The sequence below is a fragment of the Parvibaculum sp. genome (genome assembly GCF_035325945.1).
In the GTDB taxonomy this organism is placed as follows: Bacteria; Pseudomonadota; Alphaproteobacteria; order Parvibaculales; family Parvibaculaceae; genus Parvibaculum.
On the sequence record NZ_DAOKYX010000006.1, the window covers coordinates 102,462 to 126,776 of the forward strand.

General features: G+C 65.8%; 19 protein-coding genes. 5 read left to right on the plus strand and 14 right to left on the minus strand.

All coding sequences use genetic code 11. The features are described 5' to 3' along the window. Positions 1-5: 5 nt before the first annotated feature. A complete protein-coding gene (locus PKA57_RS05485; protein WP_324298319.1) occupies positions 6-2,801 on the minus strand; it encodes a [protein-PII] uridylyltransferase in 2,796 nt (931 codons plus the stop codon). 353 nt (positions 2,802-3,154) lie between these two features. Between PKA57_RS05485 and PKA57_RS05490 the strand changes: the two genes are divergently transcribed. Together PKA57_RS05490 and PKA57_RS05495 are read left to right on the plus strand one after the other, a co-directional pair. Next, complete coding sequence (locus PKA57_RS05490; RefSeq protein ID WP_324298321.1) at positions 3,155-3,463, plus strand: hypothetical protein; 309 nt, start codon at positions 3,155-3,157, stop codon at positions 3,461-3,463. Between the two features lie 118 nt (positions 3,464-3,581). Next, a complete protein-coding gene (locus tag PKA57_RS05495; RefSeq protein ID WP_324298323.1) occupies positions 3,582-4,310 on the plus strand; it encodes a methyltransferase domain-containing protein in 729 nt (242 codons plus the stop codon). Between the two features lie 21 nt (positions 4,311-4,331). Here PKA57_RS05495 and mutS read toward each other — a convergent pair whose 3' ends face one another. Beyond that, a complete protein-coding gene (gene mutS, locus PKA57_RS05500) occupies positions 4,332-7,016 on the minus strand; it encodes a DNA mismatch repair protein MutS (RefSeq protein ID WP_324298359.1) in 2,685 nt (894 codons plus the stop codon). A 305-nt stretch (positions 7,017-7,321) separates the two neighbouring features. On the opposite strand from mutS, the gene PKA57_RS05505 reads away from it, so the two are divergent. After that, a complete protein-coding gene (locus PKA57_RS05505) occupies positions 7,322-9,586 on the plus strand; it encodes an NADP-dependent malic enzyme (RefSeq protein WP_324298325.1) in 2,265 nt (754 codons plus the stop codon). A gap of 109 nt (positions 9,587-9,695) precedes the next feature. After that, positions 9,696-10,139, plus strand: a complete 444-nt coding sequence (locus PKA57_RS05510) for a DUF4399 domain-containing protein (RefSeq protein WP_324298361.1) — start codon at positions 9,696-9,698, stop codon at positions 10,137-10,139. 33 nt (positions 10,140-10,172) lie between these two features. Here the strand turns inward: PKA57_RS05510 and PKA57_RS05515 are convergent, their stop codons facing one another. From PKA57_RS05515 to gshB, 8 genes are all read right to left on the minus strand, one after another. Continuing rightward, positions 10,173-11,060 carry a GNAT family N-acyltransferase gene (locus PKA57_RS05515; RefSeq protein ID WP_324298326.1) on the minus strand — a complete coding sequence of 296 codons (888 nt, stop codon included), beginning with the start codon at positions 11,058-11,060 and terminating at the stop codon, positions 10,173-10,175. 251 nt (positions 11,061-11,311) lie between these two features. Beyond that, positions 11,312-12,670 (minus strand): AmpG family muropeptide MFS transporter, encoded by a 1,359-nt coding sequence (locus PKA57_RS05520; RefSeq protein ID WP_324298328.1) that lies wholly within the window; start codon positions 12,668-12,670, stop codon positions 11,312-11,314. Between the two features lie 59 nt (positions 12,671-12,729). Then, positions 12,730-14,967 carry a response regulator gene (locus PKA57_RS05525; protein ID WP_324298330.1) on the minus strand — a complete coding sequence of 746 codons (2,238 nt, stop codon included), beginning with the start codon at positions 14,965-14,967 and terminating at the stop codon, positions 12,730-12,732. Between the two features lie 86 nt (positions 14,968-15,053). After that, the gene (locus PKA57_RS05530; protein ID WP_324298333.1) at positions 15,054-16,046 is read right to left on the minus strand and encodes a c-type cytochrome; all 993 of its coding nucleotides are present in this window, start codon (positions 16,044-16,046) and stop codon (positions 15,054-15,056) included. Between the two features lie 126 nt (positions 16,047-16,172). Further along, positions 16,173-16,553: a hypothetical protein gene (locus tag PKA57_RS05535; protein ID WP_324298335.1), complete on the minus strand. Its 381-nt coding sequence runs from the start codon at positions 16,551-16,553 to the stop codon at positions 16,173-16,175. 119 nt (positions 16,554-16,672) lie between these two features. Further along, entirely contained in the window at positions 16,673-18,223 is a 1,551-nt protein-coding gene (locus PKA57_RS05540; protein ID WP_324298337.1) for a YifB family Mg chelatase-like AAA ATPase, read from the minus strand. 74 nt (positions 18,224-18,297) lie between these two features. After that, positions 18,298-19,425 (minus strand): VIT1/CCC1 family protein, encoded by a 1,128-nt coding sequence (locus tag PKA57_RS05545; RefSeq protein ID WP_324298339.1) that lies wholly within the window; start codon positions 19,423-19,425, stop codon positions 18,298-18,300. A gap of 2 nt (positions 19,426-19,427) precedes the next feature. After that, a complete protein-coding gene (gene gshB, locus PKA57_RS05550) occupies positions 19,428-20,366 on the minus strand; it encodes a glutathione synthase (RefSeq protein WP_324298341.1) in 939 nt (312 codons plus the stop codon). Positions 20,367-20,514: 148 nt separating this feature from the next. Between gshB and PKA57_RS05555 the strand changes: the two genes are divergently transcribed. Further along, a complete protein-coding gene (locus PKA57_RS05555) occupies positions 20,515-21,210 on the plus strand; it encodes a MarC family protein (RefSeq protein ID WP_324298343.1) in 696 nt (231 codons plus the stop codon). A 62-nt stretch (positions 21,211-21,272) separates the two neighbouring features. Here PKA57_RS05555 and PKA57_RS05560 read toward each other — a convergent pair whose 3' ends face one another. The 4 genes from PKA57_RS05560 to rsmI all read right to left on the minus strand — a co-directional run bounded on the left by PKA57_RS05560 (position 21,273) and on the right by rsmI (position 24,174). Further along, entirely contained in the window at positions 21,273-22,130 is an 858-nt protein-coding gene (locus tag PKA57_RS05560) for a transglutaminase-like domain-containing protein (RefSeq protein WP_324298345.1), read from the minus strand. 72 nt (positions 22,131-22,202) lie between these two features. Continuing rightward, the gene (locus PKA57_RS05565; RefSeq protein ID WP_324298347.1) at positions 22,203-22,829 is read right to left on the minus strand and encodes a BON domain-containing protein; all 627 of its coding nucleotides are present in this window, start codon (positions 22,827-22,829) and stop codon (positions 22,203-22,205) included. Between the two features lie 110 nt (positions 22,830-22,939). Continuing rightward, positions 22,940-23,308: a YraN family protein gene (locus PKA57_RS05570; RefSeq protein ID WP_324298349.1), complete on the minus strand. Its 369-nt coding sequence runs from the start codon at positions 23,306-23,308 to the stop codon at positions 22,940-22,942. Beyond that, on the minus strand, positions 23,308-24,174 hold the full coding sequence (gene rsmI, locus PKA57_RS05575) for a 16S rRNA (cytidine(1402)-2'-O)-methyltransferase (RefSeq protein ID WP_324298351.1): 867 nt from the start codon (positions 24,172-24,174) through the stop codon (positions 23,308-23,310). The genes PKA57_RS05570 and rsmI overlap by 1 nt, the downstream gene beginning before the upstream one ends. Positions 24,175-24,315 lie beyond the last annotated feature (141 nt).

Sequence of the window (24,315 nt, forward strand, 5' to 3'; positions counted from 1 at the left end):
CCGTTTCATACGGCCGCGGCCTTCGTATCGCGGCGGCGCGCGCCGGCGGGCCGCGCCCTGTTGACGGGATCGGCCAGCGCGTCGAGGAGATGGCGCTCGATCGCCTTCTCCTTGTTGGCGTTCGTCACCTTTTGGCCGATCACATCCTTCACATAGAAAACGTCCACCGCGCGCTCGCCATAGGTCGCGACATGAGCAGACGCGATGGTAAGCCCGAGATGGAAGAGCGCCCTGGTGAGCGCGTGGAGAAGGCCCGGCCGGTCGAGCCCGTTCACCTCGATGACGGTGTAGACGTCGGAGGCGTTGTTGTCGATATAGACCTGCGGGGCGACCTGGAAGGCTTCGGCCCGGCTCTCGCCCTTGAAACGCTGGGCGATGAGGTCGGGCGGCAGCACCTCGCCCGCAAGCACCTTGCGGATCGTCGCCTCGAGGCGCTGCACGCGGCGCTCCTCGGCGATCGCGCCGCCGTGCTGATCCTGCACCCAGAGCGTATCGAGCGCCATGCCGTCTCGCGTGGTGAAGATCTTGGCATCGACGATGTTCATGCCGAGGATGGCGCAGGCGCCGGCGAAGCGCGAGAAGAGGCCAGGATGGTCCTCGGCATAGAGCGTGAGTTCGGTCACGTCGCGCGTCGGCTCGGAGAAGGCGGCGACGGTGAGCGCGTCCTTCGCGCCAGCGATGAGGCGGGCGTGGCGCTCCTGCACATCCGTATCGAAGGAGAGCCAGTAGGCCTCTGTGTGACGCGCGACATAGGCGTTCCATTCCTGCCGCGGCCAGTCCGACAGGCGTTTTTCAAGCGCGGCCTTCGCCTCGACGATGCGGTCGGCGCGATTGAGCTGGGCGTCACCACCCTGGAGAACGGCCAGCGTCTCGAAATAAAGCTCGCGCAGAAGCTGGGCCTTCCAGCCGTTCCAGACACCGGGACCGACCGCCTTGATATCCACGACCGTCAGTATAAAGAGCAATTTCAGCCGCTCCGGGCTCTGCACGATATTGGCGAAATCGCGCACCGTGCGCGTATCCGAAATATCGCGCTTCTGCGCCACGTCGCTCATCACGAGATGGTTCCTGACGAGCCAGGCGACGGTTTCCGTTTCGCTGGGGCTCATGCCGAGGCGCGGGCAGAGATGCTCGGCGATGCGCTCGCCCGCATGCGAGTGATCCTCCTCGCGGCCCTTGGCGATGTCGTGCAGGAAGACCGCGAGATAGAGAACGGCCCGGTTCTTGATCGAGGCCATGAGTTCGGTCGCCAGCGGATGATCGCCGGGCTCGGTGCACTTTTCGGTTTCGGAGAGGATGCCGATCGCGCGCAGGAGATGTTCGTCGGCCGTGTAGTGGTGATACATGTTGAACTGCATCAGCGCGACGATGCGGCCGAAATCGGGCACGAAACGGCCGAGAACGCCTGCCTCGTTCATCATGCGGAGCGTGCGCTCCGGGTCCTTGCGCGAGGTGAGGATCTCGAAGAAGAGCCGGTTCGCTTCAGTGTCGGCGCGAAGCTCGGCGCCGATATATTTGAGCGAGCGGGTGACGAGCCTGAGCGCATCGGGATGGATTTCCAGAAGGTGCTGGTCAGCGAGGTGGAAGATGCGGATGAGATTGACCGGGTCCTGTTCGACGAGCTTGTCGTTCTCGAAGGCTAGGCGGCCGCCTTCGATCCTGAAGCCCTTGGTCATTTTCTTCTTGCGGCGCAGCGCCTGCATGAAACGGCCGATGCCGGGCTTCTTCTTCTTTTCCTGTTCCTCGAGCGCGGCGCAAAAGATGCGCGTGAGATCGCCCACATCCTTGGCGATCAGGAAATAGTGCTTCATGAAGCGCTCGACCGCCTTCAGCCCGCGATGGCCCTGATAGCCCAGCCGGTCGGCCATTTCGGTCTGGAGATCGAAGGTGATGCGATCGACGGCGCGGCCGGTCAGGAAGTGCAATTCGCAGCGCACCGCCCAGAGGAAATCCTCCGCCTTGCGGAAGGTCGCGAATTCCGTTCGCGTGAAAACGCCCGCCGCGACGAGATCGGAAGGCTGCTTCACGCGGTAGAGATACTTGCCGATCCAGAAGAGCGTGTTGAGATCGCGCAGGCCGCCCTTGCCGTCCTTCACATTCGGCTCGACGAGATAGCGGCTTTCGCCGGCCCGCGCGTGGCGCTCGTCGCGTTCGGCGAGCTTCGCCTCGACGAATTCGTTGCCCGTGCCCTTCACCACCTCGGCGTCGAAGCGCTTTTCAAGCTCGTCGAAAAGCGACTTGTCGCCGATGAGATAGCGCGCCTCGAGAAGCGCCGTGCGGATGGTGAAATCCTCCCGCGCGAGCCGCACGCAATCATTGACCGAGCGGGTGGAGTGGCCGACCTTGTGGCCGAGATCCCAGAGCACGTAGAGCATGTATTCGACCACGCTCTCGCCCCAGGGGGTCTGCTTGTAGGGCAGCAGGAAGAGCAGGTCGATGTCGGAGCCCGGCGCCAGCGTGCCGCGCCCATAGCCGCCGACGGCGGCAACGCAGAGCCCCTCCGCCGTGCTCGGATTGGAAACGCGATAGACATAGCGCGTCGTGAAGGCGTAGAGCGCGCGGATGATCGTGTCCTGAAGATAGGAGAGGTTCTGGGCGCAGATGCGGCCGCGATGGGCGCCCTGCTCCAGCCTCTCGCGCGCCTTGGCCCGGCCCGCCGCCAGCGTGCGCTTCAGCACCTCGACCAGCGCGCGCTTCATGGCATCGCCGTCGCCCTCATGGCGCGCGGCGACGGCATCGAGTTCCGAACGCAGCCGGTCCGGATCGACGATTTCAAGGAGGCTCGGCAACATGCGGGCCATTGCGCCGTTTCCCAGATGGAGCCGGGAGGGACCCGGCATCGCGCCCCCGAAGCGCAGGGAGCGGGCGCATCATAACGCGCCACCTCCAATATAGTGTTGATCGGCGGGGAAATTCGACATTTCCGGGCGAGGCGGCGCGGCGCATGGCCGGTTCATTGCGGCGATTTCATGCAATTCCATGTTGTTGCCGCATTTTGGCCCGCTTCCCGCCGGGGCCGGTTCCAATCTCGAAAGGCACGGGCGATCCCGCGTGGCCTTTCCTTCCGCCTCCGCGCTCGCCCGTGCCGTGCCGGCCGCTCTGGCCGAGTGGTCTGGCCGGGCAAACGAATACGGGACTGGGGAAGGAGGTCATCATGAAGAAGCTCCATGTTTCAGCGGCGCTCATCGCGGCATCCTTGAGCATTTCCGCGCTGCCCGCTGTGGCCGCGAACAACGCGCCCTCGCCGGACGACGCAAAGGCGCTTTGCGGCCGGCTCACCAGCCAGTTCGACTTTCTCATGCCCTTCAAGGAGGGGCTGCCCTACTGGAAGAAGGCGAGCGAGGAATTCCATACGGGCCGGCAGGAATGCGCCGCAGGCAAGTCGGTCGCCGGCGCGGAGGCCATGCAGTCGGCGATTTCCGACATGTATGTGAAACCCGACGCGCTTCCCCATACGCTCTGAGCCCTTCCGGCCGGCACGGGATGCGGGCTGGCGGCGGCGCGCCTTCACGTTTCTTGACAAGCGGGAGCCAATGCCAAGACTGGCGGCCTGCCTTCACGAAACAGTCAGGACCCGCCCCTTGCCCGCCTCTCAGCCGATCGACAAACGCAAAATCTTCAGCCGCATTCTTCAGGGCTGGTGGAAGGATCGCGGCCAGTTCTCGCGCAGGAAGATCGCGCGCGATTGCCCCGTCTGCGGCTATCACGGGATCTTTCTCTCGGTCGGCCGCCCGTCGCGCTGGGACACGCGCTGCCCGAATTGCGGCTCGCGCGAGCGGCACAGGCTGATGCAGCTCTACATGCTCGAGCACGGGATCGACCTTTCGACAAAGAAGGTTCTGCAATTCGGCCCGGAAAAATGGCTGATGCGGATGCTGAAGAACAATCCCGACTACGAGCCCGCCGATCTCTATTCGCCCATCGCCAAGTACCGGCTCGACATCACGAAGATCGACCGGCCGGACGATTTCTTCGATGTCGTGATCGCCAACCATGTCTTCGAGCATGTCGATGACGACGCGGCCGCGATGCGGGAAATGTTCCGTGTGCTGAAGCCCGGCGGCATCGGCTTCTTCTCGGTGCCGATCAACCTGTCGCGCGAGGAGACCTACGAGAACCCGGCAATCACCGACCCGGACGAGCGCTTCGTCCATTTCGGCGGCACCGATCACAAGCGCTTTTACGGACGCGACTTCCAGAAGAAGCTCGAAGCGGCGGGGTTCACGGTCGAGCCCTATCGCCGCAAGCCCGAGGAAGAGGCGAAATGGGGCCTGCTGCGCGACGAGTGCATCTATGTGGCGCGGAAGTAGGCCCCGCGTCATCCTCCGCCGTCAGCGCCCTTCGCCCTCCTTCCGCGCCAGCGTCTTCAGGCGATAGAGCAGGTCCAGCGCCTCTCTCGGCGTCAGCTCGTCGGGATTGATCGCGGCAAGCTCCGTTTCGAGAACGCTTTCGCGGGGCTCCTCGCGCATGGGCTTGGCCACGGCGGAAAAAAGTGGCAGATCGTCGATGAGCGCATGGGCCCTGTCGCCCTGTCCGCCCTTTTCGAGCGCCGAAAGCACGGCCTGCGCCCGGTGGATGACGGCGGGCGGAAGCCCGGCGAGCTTCGCCACCTGAATGCCGTAGGAGCGGTCGGCCGCACCCGGCCCCACCTCATGCAGGAAGATCACGTCGCCCTGCCATTCCTTCACGCGCATGGTGGCGTTGGCGAGATGGGGCAGCTTTTCGGCGAGCGCGGTCAGCTCGTGATAATGCGTGGCGAAGAGCGCGCGCGAGCGGTTCACCTCATGCAGGTTCTCGACTGTCGCCCAGGCGATGGACAGGCCGTCGAAAGTGGCCGTGCCGCGGCCGATCTCGTCGAGGATGACGAGCGAGCGCGGCCCCGCCTGATTGAGGATCGCCGCCGTCTCCACCATCTCGACCATGAAGGTCGAGCGGCCGCGGGCGAGATCGTCCGCCGCGCCGACGCGCGAGAAGAGCCGGTCCACGACGCCGATATGCGCCTCCTCGGCGGGAACGAAACTTCCCATCTGCGCCAGAATGGCGATGAGCGCGTTCTGGCGCAGGAAGGTCGATTTGCCCGCCATGTTGGGGCCCGTCAGCAGCCAGAGCCTCTTGGGAGACGCCTCTCCCTGCCCGGCGCTGTCGTCGCCGCTGAGGTCGCAATCATTGGGCACGAAGGGCTGCGCGCTCGCTTCGCGCTCGAGAGCCGCCTCGACGACCGGGTGACGCCCGCCCCTGATGCGGAAGGCGAGGCTCCGGTCGACGCGGGGGCGCGCATAGCGGCGCTCGGCGGCAAGCTCGGCAAGGGCCGCCGTCGCGTCGAGCGCGCCGAGAGCGGCGGCGGCGGCAGCGATCGCTTCGCTCTTTTCAAGCACGGCGCGGACAAGCTCGTCGAAGAGCCCAAGCTCGATCTCGAGAGCGCGGCCGCCCGCTTCCGCGATGCGGCTTGCAAGACCGGCGAGTTCGCCCGTCGTGAAGCGCACGGCATTCGCCAGCGTCTGGCGGTGAATATAGGTCTGGTTCAGGGGCTCGCGGAGCAGGCGCTCGGCATGTTTCGGCCCCACCTCGATATAGTAGCCGAGCACGTTGTTGTGCCGGATCTTCAGAACGGAGACGCCCGTTTCGTCCGCATATTTCGACTGAAGCCCGGCAATGAGCCTGCGGCTTTCGTCGCGGAGCGTGCGAAGCTCGTCCAGGGCGGCGGAAAATCCCGGCGCGATGAAGCCGCCGTCGCGCGCAATGAGCGGAAGCTCCCGGTCGAGCGCCACGGCGAGCCGGTCGCAAAGCGCGGCGGCGACGCCCCTGAGCGCGGCGGCCGCCTCGACGAGCGCGGAGGGAAGCGGCGCAAGGCTCGCGGGCATCCGGTCGAGGAGTTCCGCAAGCTCATGGCTCGCCTCGAGTCCGTCCCTGATCGCGGCAAGATCGCGCGGACCGCCACGGCCGAGCGAAATCCTCGTGAGCGAGCGCGCCATGTCGGGCGCTTCTTTCAGCCGCGCGCGAAGCCTGGAGCGCAGGTCGCGCTGATCGAGCAGGCATTCGACGGCGTCGAGTCTTGCATTGATCGCTTCCGGGTCGGTGAGCGGGGCGGCGAGGCGGGTGGCGAGATCGCGCGCGCCCGCGCCCGTCACCGTCCGGTCGATGACCGAAAGCAGGCTCCCGCGCGTCTCGCCCTTCAGCGTCCGCACAAGCTCGAGATTGGCGCGCGTCGCCGCGTCGATGCCCATGGCGGCACCCATGGAGACACGGCGCGGCGGCCTCAAGGCAGGCATGCGGCCGACCTGCGTCAGCTCCACATAGTCGAGCAACGCGCCCATGGCGGCGATCTCGGCCCGTGTGAAACTGCCGAAGCCGTCGAGCGCGCCGACGCCGAGATGGGACTTCAGCCGGCGCTCGGCGGCGCTCGAATCGAATCGCATGGAGGGCAGCGCCGTCACCGTTCCGTTCTGCTGATCGAAAAGCGCCCTCATCGCCTCGTCGCGGAAGAAACCGTCGGCGACGAGAAGCTCGCCCGGATCGAGCCTTGCAAGCTCGGCGGCGAGCGCGCCCGCCTCGACCGGCATCACCTCGAAAGTGCCGGTCGATATGTCCGCCCAGGCGAGCCCGAGGGCGGCGTCGGAGCCGGTGCGGGCCAGCGCGGCCAGATAGTTATGCGCGCGGGCGTCGAGAAGCGTGTCCTCGGTCAGCGTCCCCGGCGTCACCAGCCGGACGACATCGCGGCGGACGACGGATTTTGAGCCGCGCTTCTTCGCCTCCGCCGGGTCTTCCATCTGCTCGCAGACGGCGACCTTGAAGCCCTGGCGAATGAGCCGTTCGAGATAGCTCTCATGGGAATGGACCGGGACGCCGCACATGGGAATATCCTCGCCCAGATGCTTGCCCCGCTTGGTGAGGGCGATGTCGAGCGCCTCGGCGGCGCGGACCGCGTCCTCGAAGAACATCTCGTAGAAATCGCCCATCCGGTAGAAAAGCAGCGCGTCGGGACAGGACCGCTTGATCTCGAGATATTGCGCCATCATGGGCGTCGCATCCGCCGGGATGGCGGGCGAGGGCGAGGGCGCGGCCGAGGCCGCCTCCGGGCGCGCGGCCCCGGCCTCGTCGTCGGATGTGTCTGAAAGCGCCTCGGGGCGCAGGATCTCGGGTTCGGACATGGCGCCGCAGCCTAACAGATCGTTCCTGTCCGGAAAGAGGGCCCATAAACGCCATCCGTTCGGCCAAAATCAACCAACTTGGCTTGTTATTAGCGGTCCGGGGGCCTACAAAGCGGGCTCCCCGCTTTGTGGATAATTTTCAGGGCGCCTCGCCCGCCGGGTCCGAAGCCATCATGAGCAAGAAACGCCGCCAGTTCACCGACGAGGAAGCGCTCCTCTTCCACTCCCAGGGCAAGCCCGGGAAACTCGAAATCACCCCGACGAAACCGATGGCCACCCAGCGGGATCTCTCGCTGGCCTACAGCCCCGGCGTCGCGGTGCCTGTGCGCGCCATCGCCGAAAACCCGGACGCGGCCTATGACTTCACCGCCAAGGGCAATCTCATCGCCGTGATCTCGAACGGCACCGCCATTCTCGGCCTCGGCGATCTCGGCGCGCTCGCCTCGAAGCCCGTCATGGAAGGCAAGGCCGTTCTCTTCAAGCGCTTCGCCGATGTCGATGCGATCGACCTCGAAATCGACACCAAGGACGCGGACGCCTTCGTCAATGCGGTGCGCTATCTCGGCCCCTCCTTCGGCGGCATCAATCTCGAGGACGTCTCGGCTCCCGACTGCTTCATCATCGAAAGCCGCCTGCGCGAGCTGATGAACATTCCGGTTTTCCATGACGACCAGCATGGCACCGCGATCATCACGGCGGCCGGCCTCATCAACGCGCTCTATCTCACCGGCCGCGACATCACCAAGATCAAGCTCGTGGTCAACGGCGCGGGCTCGGCGGGCATCGCCTGCCTCGAACTTGTCAAGGCGATGGGCCTGCCGCATGAGAACGCCATTCTCTGCGACACCAAGGGCGTCATCTACAAGGGCCGCACCGAAGGCATGAACCAGTGGAAGTCGGCCCATGCCGTCGCCACCGACGCGCGCACGCTGGAAGAGGCGATGGACGGCGCCGACGTCGTGCTCGGCCTTTCGGCGAAGGGCGCCTTCACGCCGAAGATGATCCGTTCCATGGCCGACAAGCCCATCATCTTCGCCATGGCCAATCCCGATCCCGAGATCACGCCTGAAGAAGTGGCGCAGATCCGCGACGACGCCATCGTGGCGACGGGGCGTTCGGACTATCCGAACCAGGTCAACAATGTGCTCGGCTTTCCCTACATCTTCCGCGGCGCGCTCGACGTGCGCGCGACCTCGATCAACGAGGAGATGAAGATCGCCTGCGCCGAAGCGCTGGCGAAGCTCGCGCGCGAGGATGTGCCCGACGAAGTCGCCGTCGCCTATCAGGGCGAGCGTCCGCGCTTCGGTCCGAACTACATCATCCCGGTTCCGTTCGATCCGCGCCTCATCCGCGAGATTCCGCCGGCCGTCGCCAAGGCGGCAATGGATTCAGGCGTCGCGCGTCATCCCATCGTCGATATGGACGCCTACAAGAATCAGCTTTCGGCGCGTCTTTCGCCGACGGCGGGCATGCTGCAGGTGATCGTCGACAAGGTGAAGCGCGATCCCAAGCGCGTCGTCTTCGCCGAGGGCGAGGAAGAGCGCGTCATCCGCGCCGCCATCACCTTCCGCGATACGGGGCTCGGCCATCCGATCCTGGTCGGCCGCGAGGATCTGATCCGCCAGATGCTGAGCGATATCGGGCTCGATCCGAACACCGATCTCGACATCCGCAACGCGCGGCTTTCCGACCGTAATCCCTTCTATGCGGAGATGCTCTACAAGCGGCTCCAGCGCAAGGGCTACCTCGCGCGCGACTGCGTGCGCCTCGTCAACAACGATCGCAACGTCTTCTCCGCCTGCATGGTCGCGGCGGGCGACGCCGACGCGATGGTGACGGGCATCACGCGCAACTATGCGGTCGCGCTCGAGGATGTGTGCCGCGTCATCGATCCGATCGAAGGCCGCCGCGTCATCGGCGTGACGCTCGTCGTCTCGCGCGGGCAGACCGTGCTCGTCGCCGACACGAACGTGCATGAAATGCCGACCGCAGAGGAGCTTGCGGACATCGCCGTGCAGACGGCCGAGGTCGCGCGCCGTCTCGGCTATGAGCCGCGCGTCGCCATGCTCGCTTCCTCCACATTCGGCAATCCGATGCTGGAGCGCTCCGAAAGGCTGCGCGAGGCCGTCGAAATCCTCGAGGCGCGGCAGGTCGATTTCGAGTTCGAGGGCGAGATGGCGGCCGATGTTGCGCTGAGCCGCGAGGCCATGGCGCTTCATCCCTTCTGCCGTCTTTCCGACACGGCGAACGTCCTCATCATGCCGGCGATCCACTCGGCGTCGATCTCGACCAAGATGCTCAAGGTGCTCGGCCATGCGACGCTGATCGGCCCGCTGCTCGTCGGGCTCAAGCATCCGGTACAGATCGTGCCCATGGGCTCGAACGTTTCCGACCTCGTGAACATGGCGGCGCTGGCGGCCTATAATCTCGACCGCTGAGGCCGCCACCTCCGCAATGCAGCGCCGCAGGGACGGGCGGAAGCTTGCTTCCGCTCCGTCTGTGGACGACCATTCGTCATTCATGAAAAGGGAGGATGCGATGCTCTCGATCAGATCCACGACTTTCGCCGCCGCGCTCATGCTGGCGGGCCTCGCCGCTGCCCCTGCTCTTCAGGCGGAGGAAAAGGCGGGACAGTGGCCGGAAGGCGCCGAGGCCTACATCATCTCGCCCAAGGACGGCGCCAAGGTGAAGAGCCCCGTCACGGTGGTGTTCGGGCTCAAGGGGCTCGGCGTCGCGCCCGCGGGCGTCGACAAGCCGCATACGGGCCATCACCATCTTCTCATCGACACCGATGTGCCGACGGGCGAGGCGCTCGACGAGCCGCTTCCCGCCGATGAACACCACAAGCATTTCGGCGGCGGACAGACCGAAACCACTGTCGAACTCACGCCCGGCAAGCACACGCTGCAGCTCATCATGGGCGATGCGAATCACATCCCGCACAATCCGCCGGTCGTCTCGAAGAAGATCACGATCACCGTCGTGAAATAAGGCCGACGCCGTTCCGTCCGGCGGGCGCGGGTCTCAGCCCGCGCTCGTCGAGCCGAATTTCGTGCGATAGCGTTCCGCGATCTGGGTAACGGGGAAAAGGATCAGCACGTCGGTCGTGCCGAACTGCTCGTCCACCACCGCTCCGTCGCCGATATAGCAGCCCGCGCGCAGATAGCCCTTGATCATGGGCGGTAGCTCGCGCCAGGCCTCGCGCGGGTTGATCTTTTCCTTCGGAATGAGATTCATCTCGGCGAAGCGCTCCGGCAGCGCCCGCACATACCATTCTGGCGGCGTCAGATGATGGTGGTAGAGATAGGAAAGCGGCAGCGCCAGCGCCTCGGGGTCGGTGCCCTCGAAACTCGCGCAACCGAACATGACATCCAGATTGTGGATTTCGAGATAGCGCGCGATGCCGTGCCAGAGAAGCTCCACGGTCGGCTTGTTGCGATAGGGCGCGAGCACGCAGGAGCGCCCGAGCTCGAGAAAGCGCAGGCCCTTTCCGCGCCCCTCCAGAAGCGGCGCGATGTCGTATTCGCTCGCCGTGTAGAAGCCGCCATGACGCTCGGCCACCTCCTGACGCAGCAGGCGATAGCAGCCGACAACGGCTTCGGTCGGAAGCTCGTCGCCCTCCGCGCCGTTCGCAAGCGCATGGTCGAAGACGAGAAGATGGTCGCAGAAGCTGTCGAAACGATCGACGTCGCGCTTCGTCCGGCGCGCCTCGTCGTCGGGTTTCGCGGACATCTCCTCGTAGAAGACACGGTAGCGCAGCGCCTGCGCGGCATCGATCTCGCCCGCCGTGTGAGCAAGCCGCACTTCCAGCGTACCCTTGCGGCCAAAGCTCGCCGGAGCGCCGCCGGCCGGCGCTTTCGCGCGCGTGCCTTCCGGATCTGCGACGGTCGCATCCGCATGCGGCAACGTCATGGATTCGAACCTCGTAATCACTCCATCCCCCAGGCCTGCACTTGAGGCAATGGCGCCCGTCAGCCCGGCGCGAAGCCGTTCTGGCGCGATATTGGCCGTCGTCGTGTGGCTGGCCATTTTTGCCATCCTTTCATTAACACGCCCGGAAGCCAAGAACAGGACGAGTGGAGGAATGCGCGACACTCGCGCATTCCTGCGGCATCCGTGTGACAGTGCCAGCGCGTTGAATTAACAATAATTAATCCACGGCCTCATGCCGTCCCGGCACTTTCCGTCGCCTCTTCGCCCGATTCGATGGCATTGGCGCGGCCGAGCCACCAGAGAAGCAGGAGGCCCGGAATCCCCGTCACGGTGGCGAAGATGAAGAAGGGCACCCAGCCGATCGCGGCGGCAACATAGCCCGTCGACGCCGAAATGAAAGTCCGGCCGACCGCCGCCAGCGCCGACAGCAGCGCGAACTGCGTGGCGGTGAAGGAGCGCGCCGTGCAGAGGCTCGAAATCCAGCCCACGAAGACCACCGTGCCGATGGCGCCGGTGAAATTCTCGACCGTGATGGCGATACCGAGCGCCATGGGGTCGGGCCCCATATAGGCCAGCCAGCAGAAAACGAGATTTGACACGGTCTGGATGATGCCGCCGATCCAGAGCGCGCGGGTCTGACCCAGCGCGTTCACGAGCCAGCCGCCGACAAAGCCGCCGGCAAGCGCCGCGGCAAGGCCTACCGTGCTCGATATGCCCGCATAGGTCGCCTTGTCGAAGCCGATATCGAGGGCGAACGGAAAGAGCATGTGGCCGGCATAGGCATCGGCGAGCTTGTAGAAGACCACGAAGGCGAGGATCGTCGCCCATTGCCGCTTCTTCGCGAAATCCGCGAAGGGGTCGATCACCGCATGGCGGATCTGGCGAAGAAGCCCCACGGGCTCCGTTCGCGCATCGGCCGCGTCGGGCTCGGTTGCCAGAAGCGACGCGATGAGGCCCACGCCCATCAGCGCCGCCATCGCCGCATAGCCGAGCGACCAGCCCATCTCGCGCATGAGGCCGTGCGACTGGAGAAAGGCGACGAGGCTGACGGCGCCGCCGGTCGAAACCAGCATGGCGATGCGATAGGCGGCGACATAATTCGCCATGCCTGCCGCCTGCTCGTCCTTCGGCAGGCTTTCAACGCGAAAAGCGTCGATGACGATGTCCTGCGTCGCGGAGCAGAAGGCGACGAGAAGCGCGGCGAAAGCCATCAGCACGGGCGTCGCGACCGGATTGACGAGACCCATCAGCACGAGCGAGACGGCAAGCGCGAGTTGCGTCGTCACCAGCCAGCCGCGTCGGCGGCCGAGCCTGCGGGTGAGAAACGGCAGGCGGACATGATCGATGACCGGCGCCCAGATGAATTTGAGAACGTAGGGAAGACCCACGAGAGAGAAGAGGCCGATCGTCTTCAGATCGACGCCCTCATCGCGCATCCAGCCCGATAGCGTCGAACCCGTCAGCGCCAGTGGAAGACCGGACGAGAAGCCGAGCAGCAGAATGATGACGAGCCGCTTCTCAGTGTAGATCGCCCAAGCCGCGGCGAGGCGCGCCCCGAGGCTCGTCCGTTCCATCGTTTCCGCCGACATGTCTTCCCCGCATGGATTCCCGCGCGGCGAAGTCTAGAGCATTTCCCGTTCCGGCGAAGTCAAAAGGGGATCGCGCCGGATTTTAGCCCGTCGTCGCCGGAAACGGCGGCGTGGCCGAGCGGGCTGCGCCTGTTCGACCAGTAGGCGAGCGTGCGGGCGAGGGCATCGGGAACGACGGGTTTGGAGAGATAGTCGTCCATGCCGGCGGAGAGGCAAAGCTGGCGATCATCCGCCATGGCATTGGCCGTGAGCGCGATTATGGGCAGGCTCGAACGGCTGTCGGGAAGGGCGCGGATGAGGCGCGTCGCCTCGAAACCGTCCATGCCCGGCATGTGGAGGTCCATGAGCACGATGTCGACGGGCTCGGGCTTATCGAGCATGTCGAGAACCTCGCTGCCATTGCGCGCGACGCGGACCGTGTGACCGTCGCGCTCGAGAAGCGTGCGCGTGAGCAGCGCGTTGATGTCGTTGTCCTCGGCGACGAGAATGTTGAGGGCGATGCCCCATTCGGAAGAGGGGCCGGCGGGCGATGCATCGGCCTGCGCCTTTTCTTCCGTATACTGTTCAATGGCCTCGATGCGAGCGATGGCACGCCTTTCTCCCGCCGCAAGGGCCTCGATACGCGCGATGAGCGACGAGGCGCGCACAGGGCGCACGAGATAGCCGTCGAAGAGGGCGGGAAAGATCGCGGGCGCCGCCTCCTGGCCGATCAGGGCGGGCAGGCGGTCACGGTCCTGCGGGCGAAGAAGGACGATGGCGGCAAGATCGGGCACCTCGCCGCGCGCGCGCGCCACGATGTCGGCGCCCGGCCCCTCGGCCGTGTCGACCGGGCAGACGAGAATATCGGCGGACTCCTCGCGAAGCATGGCGACAACCTCGTCGCCCGTCGCGGCAAGGCGCACCCCGGCGCCCGCAAGGCTCGCCACGCGGCCGAGCGAAGCGGCAAGAACCGGCCGGTCGCAGAGCATCACGATGCGGACGCCTCGGAGCGGCGCGCGCTGATGCGCGGCGGGCTCGGCGATACCAAGGCCGAGCCGGACGCGGAAGGCCGAGCCCCGGCCGGGCTCGCTTTCGACATCGATCGTGCCGCCCATCGCGGTCACGAGATGGCGGCTGATCGCAAGCCCGAGCCCGGTGCCCTCGAAGCGGCGCGCATGGCTCTGATCGCTCTGTGAGAATTCCTCGAAGATGACTTCGAGTTCGTCGGCCTCCATGCCGATGCCGGTATCCTCCACCTCGATGACGATGTTCGCGAGATCGTCCGTGTAGGAATGGCTTTCGAGCCGGGCGCGAATGAGCACGCCGCCTTCCTTCGTGAACTTGATCGCATTGCCCGCGAGGTTGATGAGGATCTGGCGGATGCGCGTCTCGTCGCCGATGAGCCGCAGGGGCATGTGCGGCTCGACCTCGGCGGCGATCTCGAGCGCCTTGTCGAAGGCGCGCGGGCTCAGAAGCTCGCACACGCCTTCGATCATCGCGCGAAGATCGAACGGCGCTTCCTCGATCTGAACCTTGCCGGCCTCGATCTTGGAATAGTCGAGAATATCGTTGATGACGGCGAGAAGCGCCTCGCCCGAGCGCTTCACCGCCTCGGCATAGGAACGCTGGGCAGGCGTCAGCCTCGTGTCGAGCAGGAGATCGGTCATTCCGAGCACGCCGTTCATGGGCGTGCGGATCTCATGGCTCATGGCGGCGAGGAACTGGCTCTTGGCGCGGTTGGCGGCCTGCGCCTCGTCGAGCGCGATCGCCAGACGCTCCTCGGTTTCCTTGCGATCGGTGATGTCGCGTCCGACCGTCTGGATTTCCTTGAGCTTGCCTTCCTCGTCGCGCAGCGCGAATTCTTCCCAGGCGAACCAGCGCGGGCCGCGCGCGGTCATCACGCGCTGGTCGAAGCGGATGCGATATGGCGGGAGCGCAAGCCCGGCGAATGATCCGAGAAGACGCGGCTTCTCGCCTTCGGGCAGGTCTGGCACGAAGGCCGCGCCGATCACTTCAGGGCGCTGCCGGTCGAATGTCTCGCAGAAAATGTCGTTCACATAGGTGAGGCGGCCGAGCAGGTCGCGCCTCATCACGACTTCGCCCTGCGACTGGACGAGATCGCGATAGCGCTCCTCGCGCTCGGCAAGCGCCCATGTCTCGTCGCGCAGCGCCTCCATCTCGGCCTGGACCGTGCCGACCTCGGCCGCAAGCGCGCGGGCGCGCCGCGAGGCGCGGTGCCAGGCCCCGATGCTGAACGCAAGCCCTCCCGCCGTGCCCAGAAGGACAAGCAGGCTCTGGTGTCCGACGGTAAGCAACATGCCCCTGATGCCTGATTTTTTCAGGCATCAGGTTGCGCCGGGCATGCTTTCCAAAGCGTTACCGCTCCTCGCGCCTTGGCGGGCTTCTACTGTGCCGTTCCCTCCGCGGGGGGCGAGAAGGTGGCGATCTTCCCCTCTGCCGGCGCCACTGTGCGCAGATAGGCGTAGATGGCGCCGAGATCCTCGTCCTTCATGCCCGAATAGGCGGTCCAGGGCATTTCGGTATCGACGTCCTGCGCGCCGGGCGTGATCTTCTCCGCGGCGTCCGGCGACATGTTCCGGAAGCGGGCGATGAAGGCTTCGCGCGACCAGCCGCCAATGCCCGTCTCCTCGTCCGGCGTGATGTTCGCCGAGCGGGCGACGCCGCCGCCGGGGATCGGAAACTCGTTGCCGCCCGCGAAGGGCGTGCCGACCGGCTCGCCGCGCTCATTGCGCTTCGTATGGCACTCGAAGCAGGAGGCCGCGAAAGCGAGATACTTGCCATAGGCGACCTCGTCCTTCGGATCGGGCCGGCTTTGCGGCGCCGGATCGGCGGGCACGAAGCGCATGAAGATCGGAAGAGGCATGGGCAGCTCGACGGGCGCCAGCGTCACGGGCTCCGGCGGCAGCGTGCGCAGATAGGCGACGACCGCCTTCACATCCTCGGGGTCGAGGCTGCGATAGAAGGGATAGGGCATGACGGGGAAGAGCGGACGTCCCGTGCGATCGACGCCCGAAACGATCGCGCGATAGATTTCGCCGTCGGTCCAGTCGCCGAGCGCGGCCGGCGTCAGGTTCGGCGCGTTGACCTCGGTTGGGAAGGCGGGCACGCCGCCCATGTGGCGGCCGGCGGCGATACGGGCCTTGTCGAAGACCCGCGAATAGCGGTGCGGCTCTATCTCGGGCGTGTGGCAGCCCGTGCAGGCCAGCTCGTGATTGAAGAGATAGTCGCCCCGCGCGACGAGTTCGGGCGTCGCCTCGATCTTCAGATCGGGCGCGGCCGACACGCGCGGAAAGACAAGGAAGACGGCCAGAAGGCCGATGGCGGCCAGAGCCGCGACAGCAGCCCCCGACCAGAGTGCGATACGTCCGATCCGCATGGAGGCCCCCGAGACCCTTGTTGAAGAGGGGGGAATTGATACGTCCACGGAGGGAAAAATCAAGCGAAGACGCTATGAAGGCGCGTCAAATCCATCACGACGAGGGCCGATTGTGCCGTATACGCATCATAGGGCGGTATTGATGTACCAGCTACCATCCACATGGATGAGGGACGTCTTCACCCGCTTCGCCGTCCCGTCCCGGAAGGTGAGCACGACGTCATAAAGAGCGAGTTGCCTGTAGGTCACGACACCGCCGGTGAGGCTCATCCGGTCGAGGCCCCCATGGGACCTCATCTCGCCCGACCAGCGCCTGACCACGGATTGCAACTCATCCTCGCTGAACTTCTCATGCAGCGTGGGCGAGAAACGCGCGACAGCCGCCGCCGTCCGGCCATCCGCGATATCGAGGAAAAACCCTTCAGCCGTATCCTCGCCGGCCCGCGCGCACGCAACGAGTGAAACGCAAAGCAACGTGACGGCGAGTATCCGCGCGAGAATGCCCATTTCCCGTGGCTCTCCGGATTGCCCACGAACGGAATTCCGGGCGGAATCATACCACGTATTTCACATTGAACTTACCGTTTCAGGTAAGGGACGGGACCTTCACCCTCCGCCCGTGACGTTCAGACGGCCGCGCCGAGCCGGCCAGCGACGGGCTCGCGATAGGCAAGCGCCTCGGCGACATGGATGCGGCGGACATGCTCCGCGCCGTCGAGATCGGCGAGCGTCCGGGCCACGCGGAGCACCCGGTGATAGCCGCGCGCGGTGAGACGCATGCGCTCGGCTGCTTCCGTCAGCAGCGCGAGGCCGGGCGCATCGGGGGTAGCGACCTTGTCGAGCAATTCGCCTTCCACATGGGCATTGAGGCTCGGCCCCCCGGCGGTGGCGACATCGGCATAGCGCGCCTCCTGAACCTCGCGGGCGGCGGCGATGCGCGCCGCCACTTCGGCCGAACCCTCGGCCGGCGGCGGCAGCGCGAGATCGGCGGGCGAGACGGGCGGCACCTCGACATGAATGTCGATGCGGTCGAGCAGCGGTCCTGAAAGTTTCGACTGATAGTCGGCGACGCAGCGCGGCACGCGCGGACAGGCGCGCGAGGCATCGCCCGCATGCCCGCAGCGGCAGGGGTTCATCGCCGCGACGAGCTGGAAGCGCGCCGGATAGGTCACATGCGCATTGGCGCGGGCGACCACGGCCTCGCCCGTCTCGAGCGGCTGGCGAAGCGAATCCAGCACCTGGCGTGGAAACTCGGGCAATTCGTCGAGAAAGAGCACGCCGCGATGGGCGAGCGAAACCTCGCCCGGCTTCGCCCGCAATCCGCCGCCGACAAGGGCCGCCATGGACGCCGAATGATGCGGCGCGCGGAAGGCCCGCGCCCGGCCCATGCCGGTTGCGGTGAGTTCGCCCGCGATCGAGGCGATCATCGACACTTCGAGCATTTCGCGCGGCGAGAGCGGCGGCAGGATGCCGGGCAGGCGCGAGGCGAGCATGGACTTGCCGGAGCCGGGCGGGCCGACCATCAGCATGTTGTGGCCGCCTGCCGCCGCCACCTCGAGCGCGCGCTTGGCGCTCTCCTGTCCCTTGATGTCGCGCAGATCGGGCACGGCACGGCCCTCCACCGACTTCATGGGCCGGGGCTCGGCCAGCACCTGCGTGCCCTTGAAATGATTGACGAGCTGGATGATCGAGCGCGGCGCAAGCACGCCGCCCGGATTGTCGGCGCCCATGCCCGCCCAGGCGGCCTCGGGCCCGCAATCGTCGGGGCAGATCAGGCCGCGGCCGCGCCCGTTGGCGGCGATGGCGGCGGGAAGCGCGCCCGCCACGGCATTGATCGCGCCATCGAGCGACAATTCGCCGATGACGACATAGCGCTCGAGTTCCTGCGCCGGAAGCACGCCCATGGCGACGAGGAGCCCGAGCGCGATGGGAAGGTCGTAATGGCTTCCCTCCTTGGGCAGATCGGCCGGGGCGAGATTGACGGTGATGCGCTTCGGCGGCAGGCCGAGGCCGATGGCGGACAGGGCGGCGCGGACACGCTCGCGGCTCTCGCCCACGGCCTTGTCGGCGAGCCCGACAATCGAAAAGGCGGGCACGCCGCCCGCGATCTGAACCTGAACGTCGACCGGCCGTGCCTCGACACCCAGAAACGCCACCGTCTCGATATGCGCGACCATGCCCCTGCCTGCCCCCCTGCTTATGGGAAGACATTAGCCAAGGGTGAAATCACGCGCAAGAACGAAAAGGGAACTCATCCGGCGAGACTAACGCCGACGAGATGGCCGATGCCATAGGTCACACCCGCCGCGGCAAAGCCGATGGCGAGCTGCCTGAAGGCGGAGAAGAGGGCGCCGCGCCCGGTGAAAAGCGAGGTGCCCGCGCCGATCCCGGCAAGGGCCAGCCCGCTCAGCCCGAGGCTCGCAAGGAGCGCAGAAGCGCCTTCGAGAAGGAAATAGGGCGCGACCGGAAAGATCGCGCCGAAGGAAAAGAGAAGGAACGAAACCCCCGCCGCGCCCCAGGCGGAGCCGCCAAGCTCCTTCGGATCGATGCCGAGTTCTTCGCGCACCAGCGTGTCGAGCGCCGTCGACTTGTCGGAGAGGAGCTGGTTCGCCAGAGCGCGTGCTTCCGCCTCGGAAAGCCCCTTGGCCTGATAGATGAGGACGAGTTCCTCCTTCTCTTCCTCCGGCACCTCCTCAAGCTCCATTGCCTCGGTCGCGATCTGCTTCTGATAAAGCTCGCGGGAGGAATTGACCGAGAGCCATTCGCCCATCGCCATGGAACAGGCGCCCGCGACGAGACCCGCGAGGCCGGTGAGCAGGATCGAGGCATTCGAGGCTTCGGCGCCCGCCACGCCCATGACGAGCGAGAGGTTGGAGACGAGGCCGTCATTGGCGCCGAGCACGGCAGCGCGAAGGCTGTTGCCGCCCATGGCGCGATGGCGGCCTTCGAGCCGAGCGATCGTGCCGCCTTCAAGACCTGTTCGCGGATTGGCGATGGCGGAGAGAAGACGCGCATGGCTGCGCTCGGCCTGGGGCAGGCCACCCGCCACCGCCTCCGGTTGCTTGTCGTAGCCGTCGCTATCGGACTGTTCGAGCGTGTTGATGACGGGCAGAACGAAGGCCGGGCCGAAGCGCCGGGCGAGGAAGGCGAGCGCGCGGGTCCTGAAGCCGGGCCTCAGCCCCGGAATGCGGGCGCCGAGCCGCGCAAGCTCCTTCTCCCAATATCTGGCGTGGCTTTCCTCGACAGCGGCGAGGCGACGATAGACCTCGGCGAGCTTCGGATCGGTTTCGACATCGGCAAGCGCCCGGTAGAGGCTTGCGCCATCGACTTCCCCTTGCAGGTTCTCGCGATAGCGCGTGCGCTTGTCCGATGTGCCCATTCCTACCTCCGCGCCTCGATCGCGTCCCAGACGGTGGCGGCTATGTTGGTCTGGTCGAAGCGGTCGATCTCCTGAATGCCGGTTGGCGAGGTGACGTTGATCTCGGTCAGATAGTCGCCAATGACATCAATGCCGACAAAGATGAGGCCGCGCTTCCTGAGATCGGGGCCGATGATCTCACAGATCTCGTGCTCGCGCTTCGTCAGCACGGTCTTTTCCGCCATGCCGCCGACATGGAGATTGGAGCGCGCCTCGTCGGCCGCCGGCACGCGATTGACGGCGCCGACGGGCTTTCCATCGACCAGGATGATGCGCTTGTCGCCCTTGCGCACATCGGGGAGATATTGCTGCACGATGACGGGCTCGCGATTCATCTGGCCGAACATTTCGAGCAGCGAGTTCAGGTTCTCGTCGCCCTCGCGCAGGCGGAAGACGCCCATGCCGCCATTGCCGAACAGTGGCTTCACGATGATGTCGCCGAACTCGCGGCGGAAGGCGCGGATTTCCTGCGGGTCGCGGCTGATGAGCGTCGGCGGAAGGAGCCCCTCGAAGCGGATCGCGAAGAGCTTCTCCGGCGCGTTCCTTACCTCGGCCGGATCGTTCACCACGAGCGTGCGGGGATGGATCGTCTCGAGCATATGGGTCACGGTGATGTAGCCCATGTCGAAAGGCGGATCCTGACGCATCAGCACGACGTCGAATTTTTCGAGTTCGAGCTTTTCGAGGCTGCCGAGCGTCGAGTGGTTGCCGATCTCGCGGCGCAGCGTCATCGAGCGGCCGTGGGCATAGACGCGCCCGTCGCGCATGGAGAGTTCGCGCGGCTCGTAATAATAAAGCTCATGGCCCCGCGCCTGCGCCTCCAGACCCAGCGCGAATGTGGAATCCGCATTGATGTTGATCGTATGGATCGGGTCCATCTGAATGGCGACTTTGAGGCTCATGGAGGCTCCGGGCTTCTGATAGCGGTGATGGCGATGGCGTTCTTCTAGCGTATTTCGTTACTATATGATCATTGCAAGATGGGAAGCGGCCCGCAATGAGGCGAGACGGGCGACCATCGGGCAGCGAATGTCCGGAGTACCGCGCAGGATGAACGATCTCGTCACTTTCGGCCTGACCGCGCTTGCGGGCTATTTCGCCATTGCCAATCCGATTTCGAGCACGCCGATCTTCATCGCGCTGACATCCGGCGAGGATCAGCGCATCCAGCGGCTCATCGCCCAGAACAGCGTGCTGACGGCGCTCACCGTGGTCATCCTGTTCAGCGTCGCGGGCAAGCTCATCTTCGAGACCTTCGGCGTCACCATCGCCGCGCTGCGGATCGCGGGCGGCATCCTCGTCTCGATCATCGGCTTTCAGATGCTGCAGGGCCGCTCCTCGGCCGCGCATATTCCGCATCAGGTGGAAGGAGAGGGCACGCCGCCGCCCGACGTGCTGCAGGCCCGGCTTTCGGTCGCCATCTCGCCGCTCGGCATGCCGATGATCGCAGGGCCGGGCACGATCGCGACGGCGGTGAGCTTTTCGGCGCATCCGGGCTTTGCCTATACGCTCGTCTCGATCGGCGCCTTCGCGGTGATCGCGGGCGTGACCTATCTGATGTTCCGCCAGGCCCACAAGATCGTGCGCGCGCTCGGGCAGACGAACATGACCGTCATCACGCGGCTCATGGGCCTCATCGTGGCGACCGTCGGCGTCGAAATGGTTCTGACCGGAACGGGCGAGGCGATCCGCGCCTTCATCATGACGATGCAATCCATGCCCATGCCGCGCCCGGACGGCTTCTAGCACATCCTGAGCCGTCGCCCTTCCGAGCCGCAAAAGCGGTTTCCTCTTCTGCTGGAAACGCTCTAGTTGAGCTTCGACCTGAGGCGCCGCAGCGCCTCCTCGGCCATGCCGGCGATCCGCATCTCGCCATCGTCCGACGCCATGCTGCGGCAGATCTCGAAGGCGGTGGCGGCGGCGGCCATGCGTCCGGCATGGACCTCGATGCGCCCCAGCTCGAAGTGAAGGCCGGCGCGGCGTGGCGCCAGCCAGATCATCCGTGTGACGACGAGGCGGGCATGATCGAGTTCGCCGAGGCGGATGGCGCGGCTCAATATATTGTTCTGGAGCCGCAGCAGAATTTCGCGCGAGGTCACGGACGCATAGACATCGGGCGAAAGCGTCGCCCCCGGCCCCTCGATGTCACGGATCAGCCGAAGAAGATCGGCGGGAGAAAGCGTTTCGCCGCGATTGAAGGGATCGATGATCGACGCGCTCGCGCCGGTCTGAAGCCTGAGCACGAAATGGCCCGGGAAATTTAGCCCGCAAATATCGAGGCCGAGCAGGCGCCCGACATGCAGATAGAGAATGCCGAGCGTGACCGGCAAGCCTCTGCGCCTGTCGATCACATACATGAGATTGGCGTTGCGGAGATCGTCGTAATTCATCTCGTCGCCGCGATAGCCGAATTCGCCGGCGAGCACGCCCGAGAGAGCGCCCGAGACGATGGCGGTATTCTCGGCACGCGAGGGGTCCGCGCTGCCGAGCGCCGCGCGCGCCGCATTCACCAGTTCCGCCAGATGATCCTGGTAAGGCGCGAGAGGTTCGGAGGGTCTGTCGAGACGCGCAAGCGCGAGTGCCAGCGAAGCGAGGTCGAGGTCTTCGTCGGGCGCTTCGCCCGCCGCGCGCAGTTCAGCCTCGATATCGTCTTCCGCCTTGCCCATGCCGGATCATGGCGCGGGAGGCGGCGGGACGGCAAGGCCAACAATCAAATCGCGGCCGGATTCGTTAGCGATTCATTGCGCGACAGCGGAGGATTTTACCTGAACATTCGAAATGACGTTGCGTACGCCGGAGATTCCCCGCGCATGCGCGATGACGCGATTGAGCTCCGCCTGATCCTGTGCGACGCCCATGAGATAGACCGTACCGCGCAGCGTCTCGAGCGAATAGTTGATGCTGACGATGCGGTTGTCGCCGGTGATGGCGGCGCGGAGCTTGGTCGTGATGAGCGTGTCGTCGGTGCTTTCGGAGAAGCTGCGGCCCTGGCCGACCTGCAATTCGTCGATCACCTGTTTCACGCCGCCAACTCCCCAGGCGACCTTGGTGGCGGCGGCGCGATCCTCCGGCTTCTCGACGAAGCCGAGCAGGACGACGCGGCCATGCGAAACCTGCGTGGACACGCGCCTGAAGAGCCTGGAATCCTTTTCCGCCAGCTTGCGATTGATCTCGAAGGCGATTTCATTGTCGTTGACACCCTGCTCGAGGCCCCTGTCCTGAGCCGCCATCACGCCGCCGGTGGCGCCCGCGCCGATCACGAGGGGCACGCAGGCCGAGGCGCATAGCGCCGAGAGAAGCGTCACACCTACAAGCGAACGCCGCCCGGCGGCGAAGGCGGAAAGCTGCTCCGGCAGATAGCGCATGGGTTCCATCCCTTTTCGTCACACGAATCCATGTTCGGAGGTGACAATCCGCATGAGGCGACATTATGGCGGCGCGGGGCCCGAATGTCCCCGCCCGTCGCCGGAATCGATCAGGGCCGCCAGGCATCGGCGAGATGGCGCGGCCAGCGACGGGGCGCGACCAGCACCATGTCGAAGCGCATGTCGAGGCCGGAGAGGGCGGGGCGGCCAGCCACGAAGAGTTCGGCCGCACGGACGAGACGGGCGCGTTGGCGGGCCAGCAGCGCCTCGGCGGCGCCGTCAAGACCGGCGCGCGCCTTGACCTCGACGAAGGCGATCGTCCGGCCACGGCGGGCAATGAGATCGATTTCACCGGCCCTGGTCCTGATGCGCCGGGCGAGGATGCGATAGCCCTTGAGGCGAAGGACGAGCGCGGCCAGCGCCTCCGCGCGCAAGCCCGCCTCATGTGCGGCGCGGCCCCGCGCCGCACGGCCCCGCATCAGTCGCCGTTCCGCGAAAGGGCGAGCGCGCGGGCATAGATCTCGCGGCGGGGAAGCCCCGTCATCGCCACGATTTCGGCCACCGCATCCTTGAGGCTCGCGCGAGCAAGGGCGTTTTCGAGCATGGCGTCGATCTCATGCGCGCAGAGCGGCGCGCGGGCGGCTGGCGGGCCGACGACGATGACGATCTCGCCCTTGGGCGCGCCCGCTTCCTCATAATGACGCGCAAGTTCGGCAAGCGGCCCGCGCCGCACCTCCTCGAATTTCTTCGTCAGTTCGCGGGCAACCGCAGCCTCGCGCTCGCCAAGCGCCTCCGCCATGTCGGCAAGCGAGGCGGCGAGGCGGTTCGCGCTTTCGAGAAAGACGAGCGTTGCCGGAACCGTCGCAAGCTCGGCAAGCTCCTTGCGCCGCGCCTCGCGCTTTGCGGAGAGGAAGCCCGCGAAAAGGAAGCGATCGGTCGGAAGGCCGGACACCATGAGCGCGGCGAGCACCGAGGAGGCGCCGGGCAGCGCGGTCACCATGTGACCGGCCTCCACCGCCTCGCGCACGAGCTTGTAACCGGGATCGGAGATGAGCGGCGTACCTGCATCCGAAACAAGTGCGATCGCCTCGCCCGCCGCGAGCCGGTTCAGGATCTTCGGCCGCATCTCGGCGGCATTGTGATCGTGATAGGGCGCCATCTTCGTCGAGATACCGTGAATGGCGAAGAGCTTCGCCGTCACCCGCGTATCCTCGCAGAGAACAAGATCGGCCTCGCGCAGCACTTCGAGCCCGCGCAGACTGATGTCCGCAGCATTGCCGATGGGCGTCGCCGTGACATAGAGGCCGGGGGCGAGGCGGGATGCGCGAGGGGTCTGGGGCTTCATATTCGCTGCGCTCGGGTGAAATCGTGCCGACCTTGCGCTGGAAGGCGCAATTTGGCAATGGCAGGGGCCGGACGATCGCCAGCGCGGCGAACCGGTATCCACTTCGCCTGAAAATGCTTTATTCCTCTGCCCGCATTTTCG